The 26,420-nt window shown below is 73.5% G+C and carries 22 protein-coding genes; 12 read left to right on the top strand and 10 right to left on the bottom strand.

Annotated elements, in window-relative coordinates; all coding sequences use genetic code 11:
- Positions 1-19: 19 nt before the first annotated feature.
- The gene (locus ACA511_RS18745) at positions 20-211 is read right to left on the bottom strand and encodes a ferredoxin (protein ID WP_375025670.1); all 192 of its coding nucleotides are present in this window, start codon (positions 209-211) and stop codon (positions 20-22) included.
- Positions 212-320: 109 nt separating this feature from the next.
- Between ACA511_RS18745 and ACA511_RS18740 the strand changes: the two genes are divergently transcribed.
- The 5 genes from ACA511_RS18740 to ACA511_RS18720 all read left to right on the top strand — a co-directional run bounded on the left by ACA511_RS18740 (position 321) and on the right by ACA511_RS18720 (position 7,069).
- Positions 321-1,559 carry a cytochrome P450 gene (locus ACA511_RS18740; protein WP_375025669.1) on the top strand — a complete coding sequence of 413 codons (1,239 nt, stop codon included), beginning with the start codon at positions 321-323 and terminating at the stop codon, positions 1,557-1,559.
- A 424-nt stretch (positions 1,560-1,983) separates the two neighbouring features.
- Complete coding sequence (locus tag ACA511_RS18735) at positions 1,984-3,126, top strand: sugar ABC transporter substrate-binding protein (protein ID WP_375025668.1); 1,143 nt, start codon at positions 1,984-1,986, stop codon at positions 3,124-3,126.
- Positions 3,127-3,197: 71 nt separating this feature from the next.
- Complete coding sequence (locus ACA511_RS18730) at positions 3,198-4,244, top strand: ABC transporter permease (protein ID WP_375025667.1); 1,047 nt, start codon at positions 3,198-3,200, stop codon at positions 4,242-4,244.
- Positions 4,241-5,779: a sugar ABC transporter ATP-binding protein gene (locus ACA511_RS18725; protein WP_375025666.1), complete on the top strand. Its 1,539-nt coding sequence runs from the start codon at positions 4,241-4,243 to the stop codon at positions 5,777-5,779. Before ACA511_RS18730 ends, ACA511_RS18725 begins: the two co-directional genes overlap by 4 nt.
- 90 nt (positions 5,780-5,869) lie before the next feature.
- A complete protein-coding gene (locus ACA511_RS18720; RefSeq protein WP_375025665.1) occupies positions 5,870-7,069 on the top strand; it encodes a N(5)-(carboxyethyl)ornithine synthase in 1,200 nt (399 codons plus the stop codon).
- Positions 7,070-7,193: 124 nt separating this feature from the next.
- On the opposite strand, the gene ACA511_RS18715 is transcribed toward ACA511_RS18720, so the two are convergent.
- Positions 7,194-8,156: a YihY/virulence factor BrkB family protein gene (locus ACA511_RS18715; protein WP_375025664.1), complete on the bottom strand. Its 963-nt coding sequence runs from the start codon at positions 8,154-8,156 to the stop codon at positions 7,194-7,196.
- Positions 8,157-8,364: 208 nt separating this feature from the next.
- On the opposite strand from ACA511_RS18715, the gene ACA511_RS18710 reads away from it, so the two are divergent.
- The 3 genes from ACA511_RS18710 (at position 8,365) to ACA511_RS18700 (ending at position 11,291) form a co-directional block, all read left to right on the top strand.
- Positions 8,365-8,844 (top strand): DUF5994 family protein, encoded by a 480-nt coding sequence (locus tag ACA511_RS18710; protein WP_375025663.1) that lies wholly within the window; start codon positions 8,365-8,367, stop codon positions 8,842-8,844.
- 153 nt (positions 8,845-8,997) lie between these two features.
- Complete coding sequence (locus tag ACA511_RS18705; RefSeq protein ID WP_375025662.1) at positions 8,998-10,581, top strand: GMC oxidoreductase; 1,584 nt, start codon at positions 8,998-9,000, stop codon at positions 10,579-10,581.
- A 119-nt stretch (positions 10,582-10,700) separates the two neighbouring features.
- Positions 10,701-11,291: a TetR/AcrR family transcriptional regulator gene (locus tag ACA511_RS18700; RefSeq protein ID WP_375025661.1), complete on the top strand. Its 591-nt coding sequence runs from the start codon at positions 10,701-10,703 to the stop codon at positions 11,289-11,291.
- A gap of 7 nt (positions 11,292-11,298) precedes the next feature.
- Here the strand turns inward: ACA511_RS18700 and ACA511_RS18695 are convergent, their stop codons facing one another.
- Together ACA511_RS18695 and ACA511_RS18690 are read right to left on the bottom strand one after the other, a co-directional pair.
- On the bottom strand, positions 11,299-12,594 hold the full coding sequence (locus tag ACA511_RS18695; protein ID WP_375025660.1) for an alpha/beta hydrolase family esterase: 1,296 nt from the start codon (positions 12,592-12,594) through the stop codon (positions 11,299-11,301).
- A gap of 136 nt (positions 12,595-12,730) precedes the next feature.
- Positions 12,731-13,720, bottom strand: coding sequence for an acyl-CoA desaturase (locus ACA511_RS18690; RefSeq protein WP_375025659.1), 990 nt, complete (start codon positions 13,718-13,720; stop codon positions 12,731-12,733).
- Positions 13,721-13,905: 185 nt separating this feature from the next.
- Between ACA511_RS18690 and ACA511_RS18685 the strand changes: the two genes are divergently transcribed.
- Genes ACA511_RS18685 through ACA511_RS18670 form a run of 4 tightly spaced genes read left to right on the top strand, consistent with a single transcriptional unit; the run spans position 13,906 to position 19,212 of the window.
- Positions 13,906-15,171: a cytochrome P450 gene (locus ACA511_RS18685; RefSeq protein ID WP_375025658.1), complete on the top strand. Its 1,266-nt coding sequence runs from the start codon at positions 13,906-13,908 to the stop codon at positions 15,169-15,171.
- A gap of 2 nt (positions 15,172-15,173) precedes the next feature.
- Positions 15,174-16,763: a peroxidase family protein gene (locus ACA511_RS18680; protein ID WP_375026279.1), complete on the top strand. Its 1,590-nt coding sequence runs from the start codon at positions 15,174-15,176 to the stop codon at positions 16,761-16,763.
- Positions 16,742-18,913, top strand: coding sequence for a hypothetical protein (locus ACA511_RS18675; protein WP_375025657.1), 2,172 nt, complete (start codon positions 16,742-16,744; stop codon positions 18,911-18,913). Before ACA511_RS18680 ends, ACA511_RS18675 begins: the two co-directional genes overlap by 22 nt.
- Positions 18,914-18,939: 26 nt before the next feature.
- Entirely contained in the window at positions 18,940-19,212 is a 273-nt protein-coding gene (locus ACA511_RS18670; RefSeq protein WP_375025656.1) for a hypothetical protein, read from the top strand.
- A gap of 27 nt (positions 19,213-19,239) precedes the next feature.
- Here ACA511_RS18670 and ACA511_RS18665 read toward each other — a convergent pair whose 3' ends face one another.
- From ACA511_RS18665 to ACA511_RS18640, 6 genes are all read right to left on the bottom strand, one after another.
- On the bottom strand, positions 19,240-20,961 hold the full coding sequence (locus tag ACA511_RS18665) for an acetyl/propionyl/methylcrotonyl-CoA carboxylase subunit alpha (protein ID WP_375025655.1): 1,722 nt from the start codon (positions 20,959-20,961) through the stop codon (positions 19,240-19,242).
- Between the two features lie 13 nt (positions 20,962-20,974).
- A complete protein-coding gene (locus ACA511_RS18660) occupies positions 20,975-21,871 on the bottom strand; it encodes an MBL fold metallo-hydrolase (RefSeq protein WP_375025654.1) in 897 nt (298 codons plus the stop codon).
- Positions 21,871-22,995: an epoxide hydrolase family protein gene (locus ACA511_RS18655; RefSeq protein WP_375025653.1), complete on the bottom strand. Its 1,125-nt coding sequence runs from the start codon at positions 22,993-22,995 to the stop codon at positions 21,871-21,873. Before ACA511_RS18655 ends, ACA511_RS18660 begins: the two co-directional genes overlap by 1 nt.
- A 75-nt stretch (positions 22,996-23,070) precedes the next feature.
- Complete coding sequence (locus ACA511_RS18650; protein ID WP_375025652.1) at positions 23,071-24,279, bottom strand: beta-ketoacyl synthase N-terminal-like domain-containing protein; 1,209 nt, start codon at positions 24,277-24,279, stop codon at positions 23,071-23,073.
- Entirely contained in the window at positions 24,276-25,559 is a 1,284-nt protein-coding gene (locus ACA511_RS18645) for a beta-ketoacyl-[acyl-carrier-protein] synthase family protein (protein WP_375025651.1), read from the bottom strand. Before ACA511_RS18645 ends, ACA511_RS18650 begins: the two co-directional genes overlap by 4 nt.
- Complete coding sequence (locus tag ACA511_RS18640) at positions 25,559-26,410, bottom strand: LLM class flavin-dependent oxidoreductase (RefSeq protein WP_375025650.1); 852 nt, start codon at positions 26,408-26,410, stop codon at positions 25,559-25,561. The genes ACA511_RS18645 and ACA511_RS18640 overlap by 1 nt, the downstream gene beginning before the upstream one ends.
- Between the last annotated feature and the right edge of the window lie 10 nt (positions 26,411-26,420).

The raw sequence follows: 26,420 nt of genomic DNA, 5'->3' as shown, positions 1-26,420 counted from the left end.
GCCGTCGCGCCGCCGGCGCTCAGTAGACCGTGATCGCTCGTTCCGGGCAGCTGTCCGCGGCGAGCTGGGCCGACTCCTCCTCACCTGGAGGAACGTCCTCGTGCTCGACGTAAGCTTGGCCGTCCTCGTCCCTGAGCAAGAACAGGCCGGGCGCCGTCATGTGACAGACGCCGTGCCCCTGACAGATCTCCGGATCCACCCTGACCTTCATCGTTCCTCCCCTGGACCGCATGGCGGCAGTCGTTGACAACAGCCTAATCTAGTATAACGATTATCAGACTGACTCTGCTCTTTTCCACCTCTCCCCGGAGGTTCCGTCCATGTCCGCGCCACGCCGGTGCCCCGTCATCTCCTTCGACCACAACTCCCAGACCCACGCGGACGACACCGTCGGCTCGTACCGGGCCGTCCGCACGTCGACACCGGTCGCCTGGACCACGGCGCACGAGGGCTACTGGGTGCTCTCGGACTACCTGAGCGTCTTCGACGCCGCCCGCGACGACGAGACCTTCTCCTCGCGGCGCCTGCCGCACGGCGGTGAGGGGCTGGCCGTCGTGATCCCCAAGACGCCGATGCACCGGCACATCCCCATCGAGCTGGACCCGCCGGAGTTCCGCACCTTCCGCAAGATCGTCAACCGGATCACCGCGCCGGCCGCCGTCGAGCGCATGCGGGAGATGATCGACAACTATACGACCTGGTTCATCGACCAGGTCATCGAGAGCGGCGAGTGCGACTTCGTCGACGTCATCGGCGTGCCGGCGATCGTGACCGTCGACTGGCTGGGCCTGGACGCCGAGGACTGGAAGCGGTACGCCGACCTGCACCGCACCACGCTGTCCGGCGTGCCCGGATCGCCGGCGTTCCGGCAGGCCGTCGAGGTCGAGCTGCCGGAGCTCTCGGAGCGGATGCGGCGCACCATCGCCGCCCGCCGCGCGGAGCCCGCCGACGACGTCATCACCTACCTCGTCCAGCAGGAGATCGACGGCCGGCCGATCACCGACGAGGAGGTCTTCGCGATCACGGAGCTGCTGGTCGCGGGCGGCACGGGAACGACGGCCTCGCTGGTCAGCCAGACGCTGGTGTGGCTGTACCAGCACCAGGACGTGCGCCGGACGCTGATCGACCACCCGGAGAAGCTGGAACGCGCCATCGAGGAGTTCCTCCGGTACTTCGCGCCGACGCAGGCCCTGGCCCGCACCGTCGTCCAGGACGTCGACTTCCACGGCTGCCCCATGCAGACGGGCGACAGGGTCCTGCTGGCCTGGGCCTCGGCGAACCGCGACGAATCCGTCTTCGAGAACGCCGACGAGATCGACATCGAGCGCTGGCCGAACCGGCACACGTCGTTCGGGGTCGGGGTGCACCGCTGCGCGGGCTCGCACCTCGGGCGCGCCATGTCGCACGCGCTGATCAGCCAGATCCTCGAGCGGATGCCGGACTACTCGGTCGACCTGGAGGCGCTCCGGCGCTATCCGCAGCAGGGCACCAACGTCGGCTTCCAGTCCATCCCCGCGCGCTTCACGCCGGGGCCGCGCAGGCTTCCCGCGGACGCCTGAGCCGTCCGGCGCCGGACGTACGGCGCCCGGGTCCGCAGGCGCCGACCGCGGGCGCCGTGGTGAGACCGGGCGCCCTCTCGCCGGGCGCCGTCCCGCCGGACGCCCTCTCGGCGGGCCGGCCTGTGCCGGGCCGACCTGCGCCCGAGCAATATCGCGCCATCCATTGACGCGATGATGATTATAACTATACTCATAGATACTCGGCGCTCGGCCGGCTCGTCAGCACACGACCGGCAGCGCAGCAGGCCCCTCACGAGTCCTCACGAGTACCGCACGGTGGCGCAACCCGCGAGACCCGCGCGCCGGACCACCGTCCGTTCCCACGCACGCTCCAAGGCACCCGAGTCCCATCACCGTCCTCGCGTCCCCCGCTGCCCGATTCGGTCCACTGACAGGAGACGCACCCGCCATGAGGACAACCTGGTTGAAAGCCACCGTGCTCGGCACGGTGGCGGCGATGGCGCTCGTCGCGTGCGGCGACTCGGCGAAGACGACGCCGACGCCGGGCGCGACCGAGGCCGGGACCACCGCGCCCGCGGCGCCCACACTGAGCGCGAGCCGGGTCGAGGCCCTGGCGGTGGCCGCGGCAAAGAAGGCGGGATCCCCCACCTCCCTCCCCAAGATCACCATCGGATACCTGCGGTACACCGCCCAATCCCCCGCCGACCAGCGGATGTACGACTCCGCGGTCGCGGCGGCCAAGATACTCGGCTGGACCGTCATCCCCTGCGACGGCATGGGCGACCCGGCGAAGATGGCCGCCTGCGGCAACACCCTCCTCAACCAGAAGATCGACGTCCTGCTCGACGACGGCATCCCGCAGACCATCATCGCGACCGCGCTCCAGCGCGCCCGCCGCGAGGGGATCCCGACCGTCTACAGCGGCGGCAGCCTGGACAAGACCGACCTGTACACCGCGGGCTACGCGCCGCCGGAAGGCGAGATGGGCACGGCCCTCGCGAAGTACGTCGCGGACCACGCGAAGGGCCGCGACGGCGGCGCGATCGTGCAGGGCTTCGCGGCCAGCTGGGGAATCGAGCGGGTCAACGCCCTCAAGGCGGCCGGCGTCAAGATCGCCTCCGAGCAGGACGCCGACGCCACCAACCTGGTGCAGGGCACGCAGCAGCAGATCGCCGCCCAGCTGAACCAGCACCCGAACGCCTCGGCGGTGTGGATCACCTTCGAGACCGCGGTGCTGGGGGCCGCGCAGGCCGTCAAGGCGCGGTACCCGGGCAAGTCGTTCCCGGACCGCCCGCTGCTGGCGACCTTCTACGCGAACCGGCCCACGCTCGACCTGATCCGCAAGGGGCAGGTCGACGCCGCGGTCGAGAACTCACTCGAGTGGTCGAGCTGGACGGCGATCGACCAGATCGCCGAACTCCAGGCCCGCAAGACCCCGATGTCGAAGGACGTGCGGCCCGTGTACGGCGAGGGCCTCGACTTCTGGCGCCCGACCCTCGTCACCAAGGACAACCTGCCCCCGGCCGGGCAGCTCGTCGCGCCGCCGGTGGACTACGCGGCGTTCTTCGCCGCCAAGTGGAAGCACGAGTTCGGCGCGGGTCGCTGAGTCCCGCCCCTCCGTCGCCATAGCGGCCGGCCGGGCATCCCCGGCCGGCCGCCTCCTCGAAGTGAGATCAGATGGACGAAGCAGTCACGGCCCAGGACGCGCAACCGGCCCCGCCGGGCGTCCCGGCCGGCACAGCGGACCCCGGCGGCGCCGGCGCCCGGCCCCGCCGCGGGCCCTCCGTCGGGCACATCCTGGGCAGATGGGGCCTGCTCATCGCCTTCGCGCTCGCGCTGCTGTCCTTCGCGCTGGCCAGCCCCGACACGTTCTTCACCGCCGACAACATGCGGTCGGTGCTGCTCCAGTCGTCGGCGCCGATGATCCTGGCGGTGGGGCTGACGATCCTGCTGGTCCTCGGCGACTTCGACCTGTCGATCGGCTCGATGCTCGGGCTCGGCGGCGCCTCGGCGGTCGCGCTGATGGCGCTGCACCAGGCGCCCTGGCAGGTCGCGCTCCTGGCCGGGCTCGGCCTCGCCGTCATCGTCGGCCTGGTCAACGGACTCGTCGTGGCGTACTTCGGCGCCTCGTCGTTCATCACCACCCTGGCCATGGGGACGGTGCTGGTCGGCGTCGAATTCGCCTTCACCGACCAGAAGACCATCTACGAGGGCGTCGCGCAGACCTACCTGAACCTCGGTCAGTCGGCGCCCTTCTGGGGCATCAACGTCCAGGTGTGGATCGCCGCCGGGGTCGCCGTCCTCGTCTGGCTGCTGCTGGAGCACACCGAGATCGGCCGCTTCTTCCACGCGATCGGCGGCAACCCGGACGCCGCGTACTTCTCCGGGATCGCGGTGCGAAGGCTGCGCGTCCTCGGCTTCGTGCTCGTCGCCGTCGCCGCCGCCATCGCCGGCATCCTGGTCACCGCGCAGGCCGGCTCCTCGGCGCCGCAGGCCGGCATTCCGTACCTGCTGCCCGCGTACGCCGCCGCGTTCCTCGGCTCCACGTCCTTCAGGCCCGGTCAGTTCAACGTGGCGGGCACCGTGATCGCGACGCTGTTCTTGCAGGTCGTCCAGACCGGCCTGCAGATGCTCCAGTTGTCCACGGCGTACATCAACGTCGTGCAGGGCGCGATCCTGATCGTCGCACTGCTGCTCAGCCGGCTCGGGCAGGCTCGGGCATGACCGGGGCGGACACGGCACTCGCGTCCCTGCGCGGGCTGCGCAAGTCGTACCCGGGCGTCCAGGCCATCCGGCACGTGGACCTCGATCTGCGGGCGGGCGAGATCACCGGCCTCGTCGGCAAGAACGGAGCCGGCAAGAGCACGCTCATCAAGGTGCTCGCCGGCCTGGTACGCCCCGACGCGGGGACGATCCACATCGACGGACGGCCCGCGCAGCTCGGCTCGCCCGCCGACGCCGCCCGGCACGGGCTCGCCTTCGTCCATCAGGAACTCGCGCTGGTCCCCCACCTGTCCGTCGCGGAGAACGTGCTGCTGGGCCTCGGGTACCCGGCACGCGGCCGGACCCTGGTGCACTGGCCCCGCGTGTACCGGGAGGCCGCTAAGGTGCTCGCCCGGCTCGACATCGCCATCGACCCGCGGCGGCCGACGCACTCGCTGTCGATCGCCGAACAGCGCCTCGTGATGCTCGCCCGCGCGCTCGCCGCGCAAGCGCGCCTGATCGTCCTGGACGAGCCCACGGCCTCGCTGAGCAGCGCCGAGATCGAGCACCTGTTCCGCGTCGTCCGCGCCCTGCGCGGAGACGGGGTCGGGACCGTCTTCGTCTCGCACCGCCTCGACGAGATCCTCGACCTCACCGAGCGCGTGGTCGTCATGCGGGACGGCTCCGTGGTGGGCGACTTCGCCACCGCCGCCCTCGACCGCGAGAAGCTCATCACGGCCATCAGCGGCCCCTCGGCGGCGGCGCGGCCCGCTCGCCGCCTCCCCCGGTCGGCCGATGCCGGCGAGGAGGTCCTCCGCGTCGAGCACGTCAGCCGGCCACCCGTGCTGACGGACGTCACGCTGTCCATCCGCGCCGGTGAGGTCGTCGGCCTCGCCGGTCTCGCCGGCGCCGGCCGCACCGAACTCGCCAGGATCATCTTCGGGGTCGACCGTCCCGGCGCCGGCACCGTGTCCGTGCGCGGACGCGCCGTACGGCCCGGACGGCTCCGCCAGGCGCTCCGGCGCGGCATCGTGCTGCTCCCCGAGGACCGCCGCCACCAGGGCAACGTCCTCGATTTCGGGGTGCGGAGCAACATCACGCTGGCGACGCTGCGCAAGCACCGCCGCACCGCACGGCTCGCCCTGCCGTCCCGCCGGTCCGAGCGCGTCGCGGCGCGGCAGATGGTCGAGCGCCTCAACATCGGAACCGCCTCGGTCGAACAGGCGGTGCGGTCGCTGTCCGGCGGCAACCAGCAGAAGGTCGTCCTCGCCAAGTGGCTCCGGCACGGCGCGGAGGTCTTCCTGTTCGACGAGCCGACCCACGGCGTCGACGTGGAGGGCAAACAGGAGATCTACGCGATCATGCGGGAGCTGGCCGACGAGGGCAGGGCGGTCATGTTCATCTCGTCCGAGTTCGCGGAACTCGTCGAGGTGTGCGACCGCGTCGTCGTCCTCCGCGACGGCCGGATCGCGGCCGAACTCGACGCCGGCCTCAGCGAGTCCCTGATCTTGGAGCACTGCTTCACGACCGACCCCGGTGACGGAGGTCTGAAGTAGGGTCCGAAGAGCCGGGGAATTGCGACATCCAGCCCAGAGGCTGACTCGCCCCACCGGCGTCACCCCCCGAGAGGGGACATCTTGTCGGTCTTGAACGAGCCTGATCGTTCCGGCGCCATCGCCGCGCGCATGAACTCCGAACCCGGGCTGAGCCTCGGCGTCCTGGCGCACACGGCCAAGGAGAACGAGCGCCGGCAGCCGATACATCCGCTGCACCTCAAGCGGATCGCGCCCGGCCTCCGGTCGCGCATCTACCTCGAACGCGGCTACGGCGAGCGCTTCGGCGTCTCGGACGAGGAGCTCGCCCCGCAGGTCGCCGGGCTGCTCCCGCGCGACCGGCTCATCGCCCAGTGCGACGTCATCCTGCTGCTGAAACCGCTGGCCCACGACCTCAAGGAGCTGCGCCCCGGCCAGGTCCTGTGGGGCTGGCCGCACTGCGTCCAGGACCGGGAACTCACCCAGGCCGCCATCGACGGGCAGCTCACGCTCATCGCGTTCGAGGCGATGAACCACTGGACTCCGGACGGCGGGTTCAACCTGCACGTCTTCCACAAGAACAACGAACTCGCCGGCTACAGCTCCGTCCTGCACGCGCTCGCCCTCACCGGGTCCACCGGCGCCTACGGGCGGCGGCGCCGCGCCGCCGTCATCAGCTTCGGGGCCACCGCCCGGGGCGCGGTCACGGCCCTCAACGCCCACGGGATCCACGACGTCCACGTCCTGACCCACCGGGGCGTCAGCGCCGTCGGCTCACCCATCCACTCGGCGCAGATCGTCCACTTCGACCGCGACCCGGAGGGCGCCGGCCGCACCCGCGCCCTCACCGACGACGGCCCGATCGCGACGGCCGCCTTCCTCGCCCGGCACGACATCGTCGTCAACTGCGTCTTCCAGGACACCGGCGACCCGCTGATGTTCGCCACCAACGACGACCTGCCGCTCTTCCCCACCGGCGCCCTCATCGTCGACGTCTCCTGCGACGCCGGAATGGGCTTCGAGTGGGCCCGGCCGACCACCTTCACCGACCCCATGTTCACCGTCGGCCACAACATCCACCACTACGGTGTCGACCACAGCCCCTCCTACCTGTGGGACTCCGCCACCTGGGAGATCAGCCAGGCGCTGATCCCGCACCTGTCGACCGTCCTCGCGGGCCCCACCGCATGGGACGGCGACAAGACCATCCAGCGGGCCGTCGAGATCCGCGACGGCGTCGTCCAGAACCCCGCCATCCTGTCGTTCCAGCACCGCTCCCCCGACTACCCGCACACGACCCCCCGCCCCGCCTGACGACGCCCCAGCGGCCGCCCCCGAGTGAGGGGGCGGAAGTGGGCGGCGTGGGGCCGCCGGGGTCGCCCTGACCGCCCTGCACGCGGGGGCCGCCGCCTTCCTCCTGGGCCGGACGGCGGGCGGGTCAGTCCGCGTCGTCGCGTGGCGGCGGGTCGAAGTCGACGTCGACGTTCTCGAAGCCCTTGTGACGTTCGGTCTCGGCGTAGGAGGTGTAGGCGCGCCGGTCCCCCGCCGTCAGTTCGACGTTGTCGGTGAAGGGCGTCAGAAGGCTGCGGGGCCACAACCGCCGGGCCCGGACGACGTTGATCTCGGCGCCGGCCACGAAGGTGATCGCGGCCAGGTAGATCCACGTCAGCAGGCCGAGCACGATGCCGAACATGCCGTAGGTGGCGGTGGCGCCCTTGAGCATGTGCCCGAGCAGGAACGCGCCGGCCCACTGCAGGACCTGCCAGACCAGTGCGGCCGCGATCGCCCCCGTCCGGACCTGGGCGATCGTCAGGGGCCGGGCGGTGAGCATCCGGAACACCACCGTGAACAGCACGACGTTGACGGCGACGGCGGACACGGTGGCCCCCGCCCGCACACCGGCGCCGAAGACGCCGGCGGAGGCGGTCACCGCCGACAGCAGCGTGGTCGCCAGCAGCACCACGCCGCCGACGGCCAGCAGCGTCAGGCTGCGGACCCTCGCCGCCACGGGATTCGGCCGCGAGTCGCGCGGCACTCCCCACACCTTGTTCAGCGCGTTCTGGGCGGCCTGCACCACGCCCAGGCCGCCGTACAGGCTGCCCACGACGCCCGTCGCCAGTGCCAGGACATTGCCATGGAGGGAATGGATGTTCGCACCGATCTGGTCGCCGATGACGGGGAACTGCGCGAGCGCGGAATCCAGCACTTGTCGCTGGAGCCCGGGATTGCCCTGCAATGCGAAACCCAGACCCGTCACAAGCAACAGCAGCAGCGGGAACAGCGACACGAACCCGTAATAGGTGATTATCGCCGTGAGATATGTGCCCTGGTCGTCCAGGAACTTGTACACCACCGCCAGCGGCAGCCCCGCCCAGGGATGCCGCCTCTGATAGGCGTCCACACGGCCGACCACTCCCACAGGGCTCCCGTTCCCCAGAAAAGCCCGCCCGATGCGTTTATCCCGTGAGCACCATCGAATCCGAAGGAAAGTGCGTCCGTTGACGTAGTCTGGTGGTACCGAAGGCACTTCGTGCGCGGGCCGCCTTGCCGGCGCCGTCCTCGGTGACGTACTGCACGGCCCTCGACCGGCCGAGATTGGGGCCTCCGAGATGGCCCGCAGCACTCAACTCGCGGACGCCTCCGCCACGACCGCGGCGCCCCCGCTCCCGCCACCGGCGACGTCGCGGCTGCGGCTGGCGCCGGGCGGCGCCGGACGCGGGGTCATGGACGGCGGCTGGTGGCCCCGTTCGCGCGACGCGGCGGCCGAACTCACCGACCTCGTGGCCGCGCTGGCCGAGCGTCCGGGCCTGACCGCCACCCGCCTGATCATCGACTTCGACGACTGGGACCAGGTGCCGCTCCGCATCGCCGTCCCGGGCCGGGAGATCAGGGTGGGCTGGCTGCCCCACCTCGACCACATGGTCGCGGTCACCTGCGGCCGCGCGGAGCCGCTCCTCCTGCTGGTCGTGCCGCCCGCGACGCACCCGGCCTCGGCGGAGGCGGCCCTGGCCAAGGCGGCCGCCGGGGTCGGCGCCGCGCTGCCGGAGGAGATCCTGGCGTCCTGCGACATCTCCACCGCTCGCCCCTGAGCGACCGGTCACCCCACGAAGGCAACTAGCCGTTCGGCTACCAAAAAAGTAGCCGAACGGCTAGACAGCGTCGTCGTTGATCACTAACCTCGGGTCCACTACTGGCAAGTAACCACCTCCCGTTCGCAGGTTCGCGGCCGGTTTGGAGTGCCCATGCCCGAGATCAGTCGTCGCTCTCTGCTCGCCGGCGCCACCGCGGCCGCGGGACTCACCGTCCTCGGGACGCCGCAGGCCCGCGCGGGGTCGCGCAGGCGGGTGCCCGTGACCCGCGAGGAGCACCGCCTCGTGATCATCGGATCGGGGTTCGGAGGCGGGGTCGCGGCGCTGCGGTTCGCGCAGGCCGGAGTGCCGTCGCTCGTCCTCGAACGCGGCATCTGGTGGCGCACCGGGCCGAACGCCGAGACGTTCCCGCACGCCACCAGCCCGGACAAGCGCGTGATGTGGATGGGGCTCGACCCGGAGCTCTTCGGGATCCCGATGCCGGTGCACGACCCCTACACCGGGCTCCTGGAGCTGGTGAAGGGCGACGGGATGAACATCATGTGCGCCGCGGGCGTCGGCGGCGGGTCGCTGGTCTACCAGGGCATGACCCTCAAGCCGACGGAGGAGCTCTTCAACTCGACCATGCCCGAAGGGCTCGACTACGCGCGGATGGACCGGGTGCACTACCCGCGGGTCGCGCGCATGCTCAAGATCCAGACCGCCCCGGACGAGCTGGTCGCGAGCGAGACCTACCGGCCGGCCCGCATCTTCGCCCGCAACGCCGAACGCGCCGGCTACGAGGTGTCGAAGATCCCGATGCCGATCGACTGGTCGTTCGCGCTGCGCGAGCTCAAGGGCGAGATGAAGCCGTCCTACACCAACGGCGACTGCTCCCTGGGCGTGAACAACGGCGGCAAGCACTCGGTCGACGTCACCTACATCGCCGCCGCCCAGGCGACCGGCCTGGTGACGGTCGCGACGCAGCACAACGTCACCGATGTGGCGCGGACCGCGGACGGCCGCTGGCAGGTCCTCGTCGACCGCATCGGCACGGACGGGACCGTGCTGGAGAAGAAGATCATCACGGCCCGGGGCCTGGTCATGGCGGCCGGCACCGCCGGCACCACCAGGCTGCTGATGCGCGCGGCCGCCAAGGACCAGATCCCGGACATGCCCGACGGTCTGGGCACCAACTGGGGCACCAACGGGGACCGCATCTACGTCTGGACCGACTTCGCCGACGACTTCGGCGCGCCGCAGGGCGGTCCGGTCGTCTACGGCAGCAAGGAATGGGACGATCCCGCCACCGCGAACACCGTCATCCAGGCGTCCATCCCGCCGCTGCCCGCCAACCTCCGCTCCACCATGCTCGTCGGCTACGGCGTGAGCCGGGGCCGAGGGCATTTCGAGTACGACGCCAAGAAGGACGACGCCGTCCTGAAGTGGCCCAAGGGCGGCGACGGCCCGCTGTACGAGCGGCTCCAGGAGCGCGCCGCCAAGATCACCGGTTCGGCGTCGCTGCTGCTCGACACGAACGCGGTGGTGCCCTCCACCTGGCATCCGCTCGGCGGCGCGTCGATGGGCGTCGTCTGCGACCTCGCCGGCCGGGTCCTCGGCCAGCGCGGCCTCTACGTCCTGGACGGGGCGCTCATGCCGGGCACCACCGCGGCCTGCAACCCGTCCATGACCATCGCCGCCGTGGCCGAGCGGGCCACCGACGTGCTCGTCGCCGAGGACGCGGGGACGGCCTTCTGACCGGCGAACCGCGGCCCGGCCGGGATGGATAGGCTGCGGGTGGCGGGACGATCGGGCGAGGGGCGAGGCGCCGTCCCGGCGGACAGCGGTTCCGGCGGGCGGGCAGAGGGAGTTTGCGGGTGGGAGCGGCTCGGAGCCGTCTGCTGGCGGCCGCCTTGGAGCTGTTCATGCGGCACGGGGTCAGCGGCACCTCGCTGCAGATGATCGCGGACGAGCTCGGCGTGACCAAGGCCGCCGTCTACCACCAGTTCCAGTCCAAAGAGGACATCGTCGGCGCCGTGATCGCGCCCGCGCTGGAGGAGCTGGAGGCCGTGGCGGACGCGGCCGAAGCGCGGCGCCGCCGCGGCGACCGGCTCCGCGTCGCGCTGGAGGGCGTCGTCGACCTCGTGGTGCGGCACCGCGGCCTGTTCGCCATGATCATGACCGATCCGGAGGTGGGCCGGCTCGTCCGGAGCCGCCCGCCGCTGCGCGGGCTGGAGGCGCGCATCGAGGCCGTCCTGACCGGCCCGGACCCCGACGCCGAGACGCTCGTCAACAGCGCCATGGTCAGCGGCGCCCTGCTGGTCGCCGGCATGGACCCGCGGCTCACCGGCCTGGACGACGAGACGCTGCGCCGCCACCTGAGCGCCACCGTCTTCCGCATGCTGCGCCTCCGTCCGCGCACGGCGGGCACGACAGACGCGGCAGGCGCGGCGAACGCGCGCGGCTGACGGCGCGCTATCTCGTCGTCCGGGACACGAAGTCCCAGATCACGGCGTTGGCGTCGATGTCGTAGGTGGTCCCGCCCAGGAACGGGCCGAGGAACGGGATGCCGCCGGGCCAATTGTGACCGCCGCCCTTGATCTGGTACAGGACGACGGGGCCGTCGGACGGGCAGTCCGGGTAGTCGTGGCGGACGACGGTGGTGTTGTCGTCGGGTGCGATGTCGGGCAGGTTCGTGGCGACGGTCCTGGCGCCGCAGCCGTTGTTGCGCGTCCAGAAGTCGAGCGCCGGCTGCACCGTGGAGTAGGGGACGATGTAGTCGCCGTCGCCGTGGATCAGGACGATCGGCACGTGCCGCCCGGGGCGGCAGGAACCGGGGTCGGACAGCTGGCCAGAGACGGCGACGTAGGCGGCGAACCGGTCGTTGTCGCAGGCCATCTTGCTCGTGAAGAAGCCGCCGTTGCTCATCCCGGACGCGTACAGGCGGTGGGGGTCGGCGTTGAACCGCTGGACGAGGATGTCCTGGAGCCGCCGCACGAAGCCGGGGTCGTCCAGGTCGGGGGACGGCGTCCCGGCCGGGACGCCCTGCCAGCCCATGCCGTAGTGCTCAGGGGTGATCATGATGAAGCCGCGGGTCTGCGCGAAGTCGGCCATGCGGCCGTAGTACTCGGCGAGGCCCGGCGTCTCCAGGAGCCCGGGGAAGTGGAACAGCACCGGCCGCGGGGTGCCGTCGTAGTCGTCGGGCAGGCGGAGGATCGCGTTCCTGGCCTGCCCGGCGTGGGTGATGCGGACGGCGTGGTCGCCCGGGTCGGGACGGCGGTCCTCGACCGTGAACGCGACCGGCTGGGACGAGGAGGAGCCGCCGCGCCGGACGGTGCCCTTCCCCGCCCACTTCACCGTCGCCATGCCGGGGACCGTGACCCCGCCGTTGACGCCGGCGGAGATCTCGACGCCCGCGCCGGGGTCCTTGAGGGTGAATTCGCCCTTCATCCCGAAGCCGTCGCGGGCGATGCGGAAGGAGACCTCCGCCGTCCCGCCGGCGGCGCCGGGGAGCGTGCCCGTGCCCTGGATCTTCTCGGTCTCGTACGACGCGACGTTGTCGAGGACGGCGATGGCCCCGGTGGACAGTTCTCCGGTCAGGTCGTAGGCGGGGGAACCGGCCGCGGTGACCGTGACGCGGTCTCCGAGGGGCGGCGCGTCTCCGGCGGGCGGTGCGGCGTGGGCGGCCCCGGCGGGCACGGCGCTCAGCGCCGCTCCCGCAAGGCACGCGGCGGCGAGACCTCGCCAGGACCGGGGGGAGCGGTGGACCACGGCAGGTACCTCCTGCGAACCCGTGCCGTCAGCACGTCGGGGAGAAGTCGCGCCACCATAGGTCCCGGTCGAAGCGGCCGCCAATGCACAGTCGAGAGCATCCGGCATGGATTTTTTAGCGCTTTAGGACAAAGCGCTACCGGGGTTCACGAGGTGAGGGCGGGCGGCGGCCTCGGTGCGCCGGGTTCTGCGCTCGGTGCCGGTTCGCCTGCCGTTCGACGCGCGCCGGGGACGGCCAGTGGACGTCGTAGGCGCAGCCCAGCTTCTCGAGCAGGCGGATCAGGGCCGCGCTGGGATCGGTCTGGCCCTTGAGGACGCCGTGGCGGGCGCTGGTCGGCTCGATGTGGTGCCAGTTGTGCCAGCCTTCGCCGAACGTCAGCAGCGCCACCCAGCGGACGTTCGACGAGTGGTCGCGGGCGGCGAAGGCCCGGTCGCCGAAGCAGTGCGCGACCGAGTTCACCGACCACGTGACGTGGTGGACGATCGCGTAGCGGACCAGCCCGGCCCAGAAGAGGGCCGTCCAGAAACCGGCCCACGACCAGGACAGCAGGCCGCCGGTCGCGGCGGGCAGCAGGAACGACGCGACCGCGATCGCCGGATAGGCCGCGTCCACGCGGCGGATGTCGGGGTCGGCGAGCAGGTCGGGCACCCAGTGTTCGCGGTTGGACCTCCGGCGGGCGCTGTAGAACCAGCCGGCCTGGGCGTGCAGGAGGCCGCGCAGCAGGGCGAGGCCGGTGTCGCCGTAGGCCCAGGGCGAGTGCGGGTCGCCCGGCTTGTCGGAGTACTTGTGGTGCCTGCGGTGCTCGGCGGCCCACAGCGAGGGCGGCCCTTGCAGGGCGAGCGCGCCCGCCAGGGCGAAGCCCACCCGGACGGGGCGGGCGCACCGGAAGGAGCGGTGGGTCAGCAGGCGGTGGTAGCCGACGCTGATGCCGAAGATGTTGACGGTGTACATGACCAGGGCGAGCAGGACGTCCAGCGGCCCGACAGCGCGCCCCCACGCGGCTGCCGCCGCCGCGATGAGGGCGACGGGAGGTAGGACGACGAGGAAGATCAGGTAGGCGTGCCTGCGGGTCGCGGAGACCCGGACCGTTTCCCCCGCCGATTCCCCCGCCGCGAGGTCCGCCATGGTTCCTCCCGAGGGGTCGGGCCCCATTGAACTGCGGCGGCCGGACGGACGGCAGTGGCCCGCCCGACAGAGAACAGTCACTCCTTGAATCGACTTAACTACTCATAGTGTCAAATCTCTTGGCGTCGGCGGCGCCGACTCCTTACTCTCTGGATCCGGTCGGTCACGAGTTCGGAGTCGATGCCATGCAGCCTGACGGGTATCTCGCCGCCTACGACGCCCTCTCGCGGGTGGACCCACCCGCCGCGCCGGCCCGGCTCGCGGGCTGGTTGCGCACCGAGTGGCGGAATCTGTTCGCCGAACTGCGCGCCGACCGGCCCGTCCTCGCGACACCGGCCTTCACGCTGGTCACCCGGCACGCCGACGTCATCGAGGTCCTCTCCCGGCCGGCGTCGTTCCAGGTCGCCGCCTACCGGCCGGCGATGGAGGCCGCGCTCGGCGCGCCGATCATGCTGACCCGCGACGGGACCCCGGTGAACTGGCGCGAGAAGGGCCTGATGCAGGCCATGCTCGCGCCCGAGGACGTGCCCGCCGTGCGCGCGCTCGCGGGGGAACTCGCCGAAGCGGCCCTGGACGGCGCGGACGGGGCCGGCGGGGAGTTCGACGCGGTCCGCGACCTGTTCCGGGGCGTCCCGCTGAAGGTCTGCGCCCGCTACTTCGGCTTCCCCGGGCCCGACGAGGAGACGCTGTCCCGCTGGTCGCGGGCCATCATGACCGACGTGACCGCCAACTTCGCCGCCGAGCCCGGCGTGCGGGCCGCCTCGGTCGCCGCGGGCGCGGAGATGATGGCGTACCTGCGCGGCCTGGTCGCGGAGCGGCGGGCCGCGCCGGACGGAACCGACGTGCTCGGCCGGCTGGCCCGCACCCGGCTGCCCGCCGAACTCGGCTTCGACGACGAGCGCGTCGCGGTCAACGTCGCCGGTCTCCTGCTGGGGTTCGTCGAGAACGCCGCCGGGTCCATGACGAACGCGGTGTCCGTGCTGCTCGGCCGGCCCGGACTGCACGCCGAGGCCGCCGAGGCGGCGGGCGACCCCGAGCGGTTCGACCCCGAGCGGTTCGACTCCTATGTCTGGGAGGCGCTGCGGTTCGACCCCTTCCTGAAGATGATCGTCCGCTACTGCGCGCGCGACCACGTCCTGCCCAGCGGGGCGACGGTCCCGGCCGGACGCCCGGTCCTGGCGGCGGTCGCCTCCGCCATGTTCGACGACGCCGCCGTCGAGGACCCCGCCGCCTTCCGCACCGACAGGCCAAGCCACGCCTGGATGCACTTCGGACACGGCCCGCACGCCTGCCTGGGCGTGCACCCGGGCCGCGTCGTCATCGCCGAGACCGTCCGCCGGCTCATGCTGCGGCCGGGCCTGCGCGCCGCCGGGGACGTCCGCCGGGACCGGGACGTCTTCCCGGACGGCCTCACCCTGCGGTTCGACGCTCCGGCACGCGAGGGGGCGTGACCATGCGAGACGCCCGTCCGAGCGCCCGCGGCTTCGCCTCCGACGGCGCCCGCAACCGGCTGAGGTACCTCGCGCTCACCCACGGCCGGCCGCTGTGGCGGCTCGCCGAGACGTCCACCGCGCTGCGCCGCCGCATCAACGCGACCGTGATCGACCAGGCCGTCCGGGAGATGCCGCCGCGCCCCGAACCGCTGAGCACCATGGCCCCGTACACGTCCTGGTCCTCGCTGACCGACCGCACCTACAGCGGCCGCCACCTGCCGCCCGTCCCCGATCAGGAGACCGGCCGCCCGACGGTGGAGCGGGCCGCGGAGCTGTTCGCCCGCGACGGCGAGATGACGCCCTGCCCCCGCTCCACCGTGCTGTTCGCCTACTTCGCCCAGTGGTTCACGGACGGGTTCCTGCGCGGGGAGTCCAGCGAGCCCCGCGACCCGCGCCGCAGCACGTCCAACCACGAGATCGACCTCAACCCGCTGTACGGGCTGGACGCCGACGCCACCGACGCCGTCCGCGCCCACGACGGCGGCCTGCTGAAGAGCCAACTCGTCGACGGCGGCGAGTTCCCGCCCTACCTCTGCGAGAACGGCAAGGTCAAGGCGGAGTTCTCGGCGCTGACGGCGGTCCGCATGGAACGGCTGACCGACGCGCAGCGCGACACCCTGTTCGCGATCGGCGGGGACCGCGGCAACGTCCAGGTCGGCTTCACGATGATGACGGTGCTGTTCCTGCGCGAGCACAACCGGGTCGCCCGGACGCTCGCGGCGGAGAACCCCGGCTGGGACGACGAACGCCTCTTCCAGACCGCCCGCAACATCATCATCGTCGAGGTCATCCGGCTGGTCGTCGAGGAGTACATCAACCACATCACGCCGTACCACTTCCGGTTCCTGCTGGACCCGCGCCTCGGCCGCACGCTGCGCCGCGCGCCCTGGCACCGGCAGAACTGGGCGTCGGTCGAGTTCAACCTCGTCTACCGCTGGCACAGCCTCATCCCGTCCAGCCTGGTCGTCGGCGACGCCGAACTGCCCGCCGCGCGGACGCTCTTCGGGGCCGCGCTGATCCCCGGCCCCGGGCTCGGCCGGTTGTTCGAGGACGCCTCCGAGCAGCGCGCCGGACGCATCGGCCTGTTCAACACCGACCCTGTCCTGCGCGAGGTCGAGATCTCCTCGATCGCGGACGGGCGCGCCCTGCAACTGGCGTCCTACAACGACTACCGCGCCCATTGCCGCTTCCCCAGGGCGCGCGGCTTCGACCAGGTCTCCGGCGACCCGCGCGTGCGGGAGGTCCTGGCCGAGCGGTACCGCGGAGTCGACGACCTGGAGCTGTACGTCGGCCTGTTCGCGGAGGAGCCCGGATCGCCCGCCGCCGTCCTGCCGCCCCTCCTCACCAAGATCATCGCGATCGACGCGTTCTCGCAGGCGCTCACCAACCCGCTGCTGGCCCCGCGGGTGCTGACCGCCGCGACCTTCACCCGCACCGGCCTGCGGACGATCGCGGAGACCCGCACGATCGGCGACGTGCTCGCCCGCAACACCCCCGAGGACCCGCGGCCCCGGTTCGTGAGCATGACGTGGCGGGGGGCTCCGCGATGACGGCGGGCGAGCGGCCCGGCGACGAGGCTTCCGGGGCGCGGCTGCGGGCCGCCGCCCGCGAGCTCGCCGAGGTCGCGCACACGCTCCGCGAGGCGTCCGCGCACGCCACGGCCGCGCTCACCGATCCGCGGGTCGCCGCCGCCGCATGCCGCGCGCCGCGGGACGGTTGGCGCGCGCAGCGGTCGCTGGCCCGCGCGGTCACCGACCCCGCCGGGCTCGGCTGGGCCCCGTCCGGCGGGGTCCTCGGCGCCCTCGGCGCGAAGTTCGGCGGGTTCACCGGCCGGGTCGGCCTGCCCGTCGCGGTCATGACGACGTCGCTGCGGCTGCGCATCGCCGCGGTCGCCGCCGCCGATCCCGCGTTCACCGACGACCCGCTGGTCCGCCGCCTGATCGAGGCGGCGGGCGAGCGCCGGGCCGACGTGCTCGGGGCACTGCGCGACCTGGTCGCCGAGCGCGGGGCGGCGGGCGCGCTGACCGCCGTGGCGCCCGTCTTCAGCGAGGTCCTCGCGCTGCGCGCGCTGCTCGACCGCAACCCGCTGAACGACCGCACCGGCTGGCTCATCGCCACCGGCGCGGGCGCCGCGACCGCCGACCCGCTGACCGGGCTGAGCAACCGCGCCATCGCCCGCCTGGACCGCGGCCACGGCGCCGCCGTGCGCGCCGAGCCGACCGCGGCGGAGGCCGCGCGGTTCTGCCGGGAGGCGTCCCTGCTCGGCCTGCTCGGCGACCTGGTCGCGATCGGGCCGACCGGCCGCGCGCTGGTGCTGACCGTGCGCGGGCCCGACGACGTCGAGCGGTACGTCCTGCTGGCGCCCGGGATGCGGCTGGGCGCGCCCGACGACGCGTCGCCCGCCGACCTGCTCGGCGCGTTCAGCAGCACCGTCCAGGACAGCGGCCCCTACAGCCGCGCCCTCGCCAAGGCGATCGCCGACCACCGGATCCCCGACGGCGCCGACCTCGCCCTGATCGGCCACAGCGCGGGCGGCGCGGCGGTCATGAGCCTGAGCCGGGACGCCGCGCTCAACACCCGGTACCGGATCACCCACGTCATCGCGATCGGCTCGCCGATCGACTTCAAGGAACCCGCGGACCCGGCGACCTGGGTCGCGAGCATCACCAACCGGCACGACATCGTCCCGAGCCTCGACGGGCAGGGGGCCGGGAACTGCTTCGCCGGACGGCCCGGCCGGTACGTCGTGGACTACACCGATCCGACGCACCTGTTCCCCGCCTGCCACCGGCTTGAGCAGTACGCCGCCAACATCGAGCACGACCTCCCCGCCACCCGCGCGCACATCGAACGGCGGCTGGAGCCCTACAGCGGCCCCGTGGTCCGGCGCCGGCTCTACCGGCTCTACGACGACGCGCGCCGCCCGGCGGGCTTCCCGTTCCTCACCGTCGCCTCCCGCGCCGAGCCCACCCCCGACGGCCCGGTCGACCTGCCCGTGCGCACGGCGGACGCGGCGTCCCTGACGGCGTGGTTCGCCGTCGACGCCGCCTCGGCCGCCGCCGTCCTCGGGGAGACCGGCGGGACCGTCCCGGTGCGCGCCGGTACGCGGTCGCTGGTCGCGCTGCACGTCCACGACCACCGGGAGAGCACGCTCGGGCCGCACCACGAGATCGCCCTCGGCGTCCTGGTCCACGATCCGTGGCGCCCCCGGCCGGTCGGCGTCTGGCCGGACCTGCTGCGCCGGCCGCACCTGCGCGGCGCCGGCCTGTGGACGTTCTGCACGGCGCTGAGCACTCCCGCCGCCCGCGCCGCCCACCGGAACCTGTGGAGCGAGCACGTCCTCACCGCGCCCGCCCGCGTCCGCGTGGACGCCCGGGCCGCCGCCGTCACCGTCGGCGACCCGGCCGACCGCGCCCTGACCTTCGCGGGGCCGCTCGGCCCGAGCGGCCCGTGGCGCTCGGGCGATCTCGTCCTCTACTCCGCGCTCGCGGGCGCCACGCTGCGCTCGCTCGTCCACGCCCACGGGCCGTCCCGGCTGCATCCCGCACCGCGCGCACGGCTGCGCGCCGGCGCCGCCGGCCACCCGCTGGCCGACCGGCTGCGCGCCCTCGGCCTCGACGGGGCCCGGCCGGTCCTCTGCCACAGCGGCCCGCACCGGATGCTCCGGCGCGATGCGGGCACCCCTGTCTTCCCCGCCTAGGACTCTTCCCCGCTCAGGAGGCCGTCTTGCCCGCCCGCCGCCCGCTCGCCGAGTCCGCCGCCCTCCTGCGCGACGACGCGGAGGCCGTCGACCGCGCCGCGGCCCGCCTCCACGCCCTGGTGCGGCGGCTCCAGGACGACCCGGCGGCGCCGCCGTGGTTCGCCGCCGCCGCCGAGGCCCACATCAAGGCGAGCGTGATCGCCGCCACCGAACTGTCCCGCGCGGCAGCCGACCTGGGCGCCCTGTCCGAAGCGGCCGCCCGCATCGCGCCCGGCGGCGCCCCGGGCGCCACCGGGTAGGGCCGCGCCGGCGGACGCGGGCGGGTGCTACCGGATCAGGCAGATCTGGGTGCCGGGGGTCACCGGGTGGCCCGGGTGGGCGTCGAGGGCGGAGATGGTGCCCGGTTTGTGGGCGGTGAGGGGCTGCTCCATCTTCATCGCCTCCACCACGACGATGGTGTCGCCGGCGGCGACGGTGTCGCCCTCTCCGGCGACGACTTTCACGACGGTGGCTTGCAGGGGGCAGACCAGGGCGTCGCCGTCGTCCTCCTTGGCCTTGGCTCTGCGCGGCCTGGGCCGGGACGGCGCCGGAGCGGCCTCGGCGGACGTATGCAAAACGACCTCGACGCGTTTGCCGTCCACCTCGGCGGTGACGGCCTTGCGGACGTCCGGGGCGGGGGCGGCCGAGGCGTCCGGTTGAGGCGGGATCGAGGGTGCGCCGTCGGACTCGATCCAGGCCGTGTGGACGTCGAAGGGCTCGTCGGTGAAGGCCCGTTCGCCGACGACCGCGCGGTGGAAGGGCAGGACGGTCGCGACCCCGGCGACCTCGAACTCCGCGAGGGCGCGGCGCGCCCGCTGGAGGGCGGCCTCGCGGGTCGCGCCGGTGACCACGAGCTTGGCGAGCAGGGAGTCGAACTGGGGCGGGACCTCCTGTCCCTCGGCGTAGCCGCCGTCCAGGCGGACGCCAGGACCGGACGGCGGACGCCAGGTCGTGAGCGTTCCGGTCGAGGGGAGGAAACCGCGGCCCGGGTCCTCGGCGTTGATCCGGAACTCGATCGCGTGGCCGCGCGGCTCCGGGTCGCCGTAGCCGAGGGGCTCCCCCTCGGCGATGCGGAACATCTCCCTGACCAGGTCGATGCCGGTCACCTCCTCGGTGACGGGGTGTTCGACCTGGAGCCGGGTGTTGACTTCGAGGAACGACACCGTCCCGTCCGCGGCGACGAGGAACTCGCAGGTGCCCGCGCCCACGTACCCGGCGGCGCGCAGGATCTTCTTGGACGCCTCGTACAGCGTCCGCCGCTGGTCCTCGGTGAGGAAGGGCGCGGGAGCCTCCTCGACGATCTTCTGGTGGCGGCGTTGCAGGGTGCAGTCGCGGGTGGACACCACGACCACGTCGCCGTGCCGGTCCGCGAGGCATTGCGTCTCGACGTGCCGGGGACGGTCGAGGTAGCGCTCGACGAAGCAGTCGCCGCGCCCGAACGCGGCCTCGGCCTCCCGGACGGCCGACGCGAACCGCGCCGGGATCTCGTCGAGGGAGCGGGCCACCTTGAGGCCCCGGCCCCCGCCGCCGAACGCGGCCTTGATCGCCACGGGCAGGCCGTGCTCGCGTCCGAACGCGACGGCCTCGGCGGCGCCGGGCACCGGCTCGGCGGTGCCCGGGGCGAGCGGGGCGCCCTGGTCGCGGGCGATGTGCCGGGCCCGCACCTTGTCGCCGAGCAGCTCGATGGCGGACGGCGGCGGACCGATCCACACTAGGCCCTCGCCGACGACCGCCCGCGCGAACTCGGCGTTCTCGGAGAGGAACCCGTAGCCGGGGTGGACGGCGTCGGCGCCCGCGTCCGCCGCCGCCTTCAGCAGCTTGCCGGTGTTCAGGTACGTCTCGGCCGGGGTGGCGCCGCCGAGCGCGTACGCCTCGTCGGCCATCCGCGCGTGCGGGGCCGACACGTCCGGATCGGCGTACACCGCCACGGCGGCCAGCCCGGCGTCGCGGCACGCCCGCGCGACGCGCACGGCGATCTCGCCCCGGTTCGCGATCAGGATCTTGTGCACGGTCTCCTCCGGATCAGGCTCGGCAGGGCAGCGGGCCGCCGTGGTAGTCGATCATTTCGCCGAACATCGCGGCGACGTCCATGCGCTCGCCGGGCGGGGCGCCGCGCTCCTCGGCGCAGGCGCGCCGCAGGTTCGGGACGAGGCGTTCGGGGTCGAGGAGCCGCCCGTCCGGCTCGGCGCGGTGCGCGATCTCCAGGGGGTCGAGGCCGTCGGCGAGCCCCTGCCTGGCCTGGTCGCGCACCCAGCGGAGATAGCGCTCGGCCTCGTCCAGGAGTTCGGGTCCGCCGACCGGCCCGTGCCCGGGGACGACGACGGCCGGGGCCAGTTCGCGCAGCCGCTCGATCGCGCGCAGGGAGCCCTCGACGGACCCCATCATGCAGAACGGCGTGACGCCCGACATGACGAGGTCTCCGGCGAACAGGATCCGCTGGCCGGGCAGCCACACGACGGTGTCGTCGCGGGTGTGCGCCGGGCCGACGCGGAACAGTTCGGCGCGCAGGTCGCCGGCGTGCAGCGTCATCCGCCGCTCGTAGGTGAGGCTCGGCGGTTCGAGCCGGATGTCGCCCCATTCGACGTCCGGCCAGAGGCCCGTGAGGTGCAGGTCCGCCTGGATGGCTTCGTCGCGCGTCCCTTCGTGCGCGACGACGACGGCCTCCGGGGTGAAGACGCAGTTGCCGAACGTGTGGTCGCCGTGGAAGTGCGTGTTCACGACGAGGCGCGGCGGCGCGGACGCCACCTCGCGCACCGCGTCCCGCAGGGCCAGCGCGCGTTTCACGGTCGCGGCGGTGTCCACGACGATCGTGGTGCCGCCGGACGCGATGACGCCGGCGTTGTTCAGGCACCATCCGCCGTCCGGCTGCACGTAGGCGTGCACGCCGGCGGCCAGCCGTCGCAGGTGCGGCTCGGTCATCACGGCCTCCTGAAGATCTCGTCGAGGAAGAAGGCGCGGAGGTCGGCGGCCAGCAGGTCCGGGGCCTCCAGCGCGGGGAAGTGGCCGCCCCGCTCGAACTCCGTCCACCGGACGATCGTGTGCGCGCGCTCGGCGAACGGCCTGATGGCGTGGTCGGTGGGGAAGACGGCCACCGCCGTGGGCACCGGGGAGCGGCCGTCCCGCTCCCGCTCCGCCCGGTCGTGGAAGCGCTCGTAGTAGCTGTGCGCGGCCGAGCCCGCCGTGCCGGTGAACCAGTAGACGCTGACGTCGGTCAGCAGGGCGTCCGCGCCGACGGCGTCGTCCGGCAGGTCGGCGGTTCCGGTCAGGTCGCGGTAGCGCTCGGCGAACCAGGCGAGCAGCCCGGCGGGCGAGTCGTGGTGGGCGTGCGCGAGCGTCTGCGGGCTGGTGCCCTGGACGCGGAGGTACGCGCCCTCGTTCTCCTGCCACCGGTGCAGCGCGTCGAGCCTCTCGCGGTCGGCGTCGTCCAGCGCGTCGGGGTCGTCGTCGCCGCCGGGCACCGTGACCAGGGCGTTGACGTGGACGCCGCGGACGCGGTCCGGGGCGTCCCGGCCCATGAGCGGAGCCACGAAGGCCCCGACGTCGCCGCCGTGCACGCCGTACCCGGCGTATCCGAGCCGGTCCATCAGCGCGTTCAGCGCCTGGGCGGTACGGCCGTCCGTCCAGCCCGGCCCCGGCGGCGGACCGGAGAACCCGAAGCCGGGCAGGGAGGGCGCCACCAGGTGGAAGTCGTCCCGGAGCGCGCCGATCAGGGCGGGGAAGTCGGCGACCGACCCCGGCCAGCCGTGCAGCAGCACCAGCGGGACGGCGTCCGGGTTCGCGGAGCGCACGTGCAGGAAGTGCACGCGGGCCCCGTCGATCTCGGTGGTGAACTGCGGGTGGGCGTTCAGCTCCGCCTCGTGCCGCCGCCAGTCGTACCCGTCGGCCCAGTACTCGGCGAGGCGCCGCAGGTAGGCGGTGGGGACGCCGCGCGACCAGCCGGTGCCGGACGGGTCGGGCGCCCACCGGGTGGCGCGCACCCGCCGCCGCAGGCAGTCGACCTCCCCCTCAGGAACAGCGACCCGGAAGGCCATGACGCGAGCCATACATCCTCCTAGAGCTACGTTCACCTGCGGCGTGTCGTTGTTTTGAGCCGCCCGATAACAACGACACGCCGCAGGTCAACGGGTGAGGACGGCGGCGGAGGCGAAGCCGCCGCGGCCGCGGGCCAGGACGAGGGCCGTGCCGAGGCCGGCGGGGCGCGGCTCGCCCACGACCAGGTCGAGCCGGTCGTCGGCGCGTCCCGGACGGGTGCCGGTGGTGGGCGGGATCACCCCGTCGCGCAGGGACAGCAGCGCGGTCGCCAGGTCCAGCGCGGCGCCGCCGGACAGCAGCCGCCCCGTCATCGACTTGGGCGCGGTGACCGGAACGGAGCGCGGCGCGAACAGCCCGGTCAGCGCCGCCGCCTCGGCGTCGTCCAGGTCGCGGCGGCCCGCCGCGTCGGCGAACACCACGTCGACCGCCGCCGCGGGCAGCCCGGCGTCGTCCAGCGCGGCCAGCGCCGCCCGGCGCAGGCCGTCGGCGCAGCCGGGCTCGGGGTCGAACGCGGCGCCGTGCCCGGCGACCGCGCCGTAGACCTGCGGGGCGCCGCGCTCCTCGGCGCCGGCGCGGTCCTCGACGACGAGGACGGCCCCGCCCTCACCCGGCACGCAGCCCCCGGCCTCCGCGTCGAACGGCAGGTAGGCCGACGCGGGGTCGGCGCACGGGCTGAGCTCCCGGCTCGCGGTCTGGATCGCGACCCCGTACGGGCAGAGGGTGCCGTCGACGCCGCCGGCCACCATCGTCGCGGTGCCGGCCCGGATCTTCCGGCGGGCGAACGCCAGCGTGTCCAGCCCGCCGGACTGCTCGGACGCGAGCACGCCGCCGGGGCCGCGCATCCCGTTGTGGATGGAGATCTGGCCGGTGTGCACCGCGTAGTACCAGGCGAAGGACATGTAGGCGCTCACGTCGCGCCACCCGCTCCCCCACAGCTTCTGCAGCTCCCGCTGCCCGAACTCCAGGCCGCCGGACGTGCTCGCCGTGACGACGCCCATCTGGTACTCGGGCACGTCGCCCGGCTTGATCGCCGCGTCCCGCAGCGCCTCGCCGGCGGCGACGAGCGCGAGCCTGGTCACCCGGTCGCTCTGCGGCAGGAGCCGCTCCGGCAGCTCCCGCTCGGCCGGGCACTCGGGGATCTCCCCCGCGACGGCCACCGGGTAGCCGGACGCGTCGAACCTGGTGATCGTGCCGAGGCCGGACCGGCCGTCCCGGACGGCGTCCCAGTACTCGGGGGCGCCGATCCCGTTCGGCGCGGTCACGCCGATGCCCGTCACCACGGCTTGGCCGCTCATGCGCTCCTCCCTTCGGCGGCGCGCTCCGGGTCGCGGAACACCATCGCGCTCTGGAACCCGCCGAATCCGCTGCCGACCGTCAGCGCCCCGCGCACGCGGTGCTCGCGCGCGACGAGCGGGACGTAGTCCAGGTCGCACTCGGGGTCGGACTCGCGCAGGTTGGCGGTGGGCGGCACCACGCCGTGCTCCATCGCCAGCGCGCACGCGGCGATCTCGATGGACCCGATCGCGCCGAGCGAGTGGCCGACCGCCGCCTTGATGCCGCTGACCGGCACGCGGCGGGCGCGGTCGCCGAGGGCGCGTTTGAACGCCGCGGTCTCGTGCCGGTCGTTCTGCTTGGTGCCCGAGCCGTGCGCGTTCACGTAGTCGACGTCCCCGGGGTCCATCCGGGCCTCGCCGAGCGCGGCGGTGATCGCCTCGGCCATCTCCCGGCCGTCCGGTTTGAGGCCGGTCATGTGGAAGGCGTTGCAGCGGGACGCGGCGCCCGCGAGCTCGGTGTAGATCCGCGCGCCGCGCCGCCGGGCGTGCTCGTACTCCTCCAGCACGAGGACGGCGGCGCCCTCGCCGAGGATCAGGCCGCGGCGGGTGCGGTCGAACGGGCGGCAGGCGCGGGCCGGCTCGTCGTTGTGCACCGACTGCGCCTTGATCACATCGAAGCAGGTGACGGTGATCGGCGAGATCGGGGCGTCGCTGCCGCCGGTGACGACGACGTCGGCGGCGCCGTCCCGGATCACCTCGGCGGCGTGCGCCACCGCGTCGATCCCGGAGGTGCAGCCCGTCGAGACGACCGTGGCCGGCCCGCGGGCGCCCGTGGTCAGCGCGACCTCGGCGGCCACCGAACTGGGCAGGAAGTAGTCGTACATGTGCGGGCTGACGTAGGCGGGGTCGACGTTCCAGTGCGCGCCGCCGTCGCTGAGCACGACGTACTCGGCCTCCATGCTCTTGGTCCCGGCGACCGCGCTGCCCATCGCGACGCCGGTCCGCGCGGCGAGCCGGTCGTCGACGGAGAGGCCGCTGTCGTCCACGGCCTCCCGCGCGGCCGCCTTGGCGAGCTGGACGAACCGGTCGGTGCGCCGGATCTCCCGGGGGGCGAGCCCCGCCGCGGCGGGGTCGAAGTCGCACTCGGCGGCGACCTGGCAGCGGTGGCCGGACGGGTCGAACTGGGTGATGCGGCGCGTCGCCGTCCGCCCGGAGGTGACCAGGTCCCAGAAGGGCCCGGTGCCGATCCCGCCGGGGGCGACCACGCCGATCCCGGTGATGACGGTTCTTCGCCGGGACATCAGGCGTCCTCCCCGAGTGCGTCGGCCAGCAGGTCCAGCTGCTCGGGCCCGGACGCGCAGGGCACCAGGACGAGTTCGTCGCATCCGGCCTCCGCGAACGCGCGGGCGGTCTCGCGCAGCCGGGCGGCCCCGGTCGGCGTCCCCTCGATCATCATTGCGGCGAGCCGCCCGGCGAAGGAGTAGTAGTCGCCGAGGTGCTCGCGGACGGCGGCGTCCGCGTCCGGGCCGAGGGCGTAGTACGCCTGCGCGACGACGCGCGGTTCGCCGGGCCGTCCCGACTCCCGCCAGCGGCGGCGGACCTCGGCGGCCCGCTCGGCGAACGCGTGCGGCGGCCCGGCGGCGGCGAAGTAGCCGTCGCCGTGCGCGGCGACGCGGCGCAGCGCGGCCGGCGCCCGGCCGCCGACGAGGATCTCGGGCTCGCCGCCGGGCGGCTCGGGGCCGATCTCGCCGCCCGCCCAGATCTTGCGCATCTCGGCGAGCATCGTGTCGAGGCGGCGGCCGCGGTCGCCGAACTCGGCGCCGGCCGCGGCGTAGTCGTCCGGCCTGGCCCCCGCCGCGACGCCGAGCGTGAGCCGCCCGTCCGACAGGTGGTGGACGGACGCGGCCTGCTTGGCGACCAGCGCCGTGTTGCCCCGGTACGGGGCGATGAGTATCCCGGTGGTCAGCCTGATCCGTTCGGTCGCGGCCGCGGCGGCGGCCAGCGCGACGAGCGGTTCGGCGTTGCCGTACACGAGCCGGTCGAGCACCGCGAGGTCGGCGAACCCGGCCGCCTCCGCCCGGCGCGCCCAGTCCAGCAGTTCACCGCCGCGGACCCCGCGGACCATGGTGGGCAGTGCCACTCCGTATTCCATCGTCGTCTCC

This window comes from Actinomadura sp. GTD37, from assembly GCF_041951365.1.
Taxonomy (GTDB): Bacteria; Actinomycetota; Actinomycetes; order Streptosporangiales; family Streptosporangiaceae; genus Spirillospora.
This window is presented reverse-complemented; position numbering and strand designations above follow the sequence as displayed.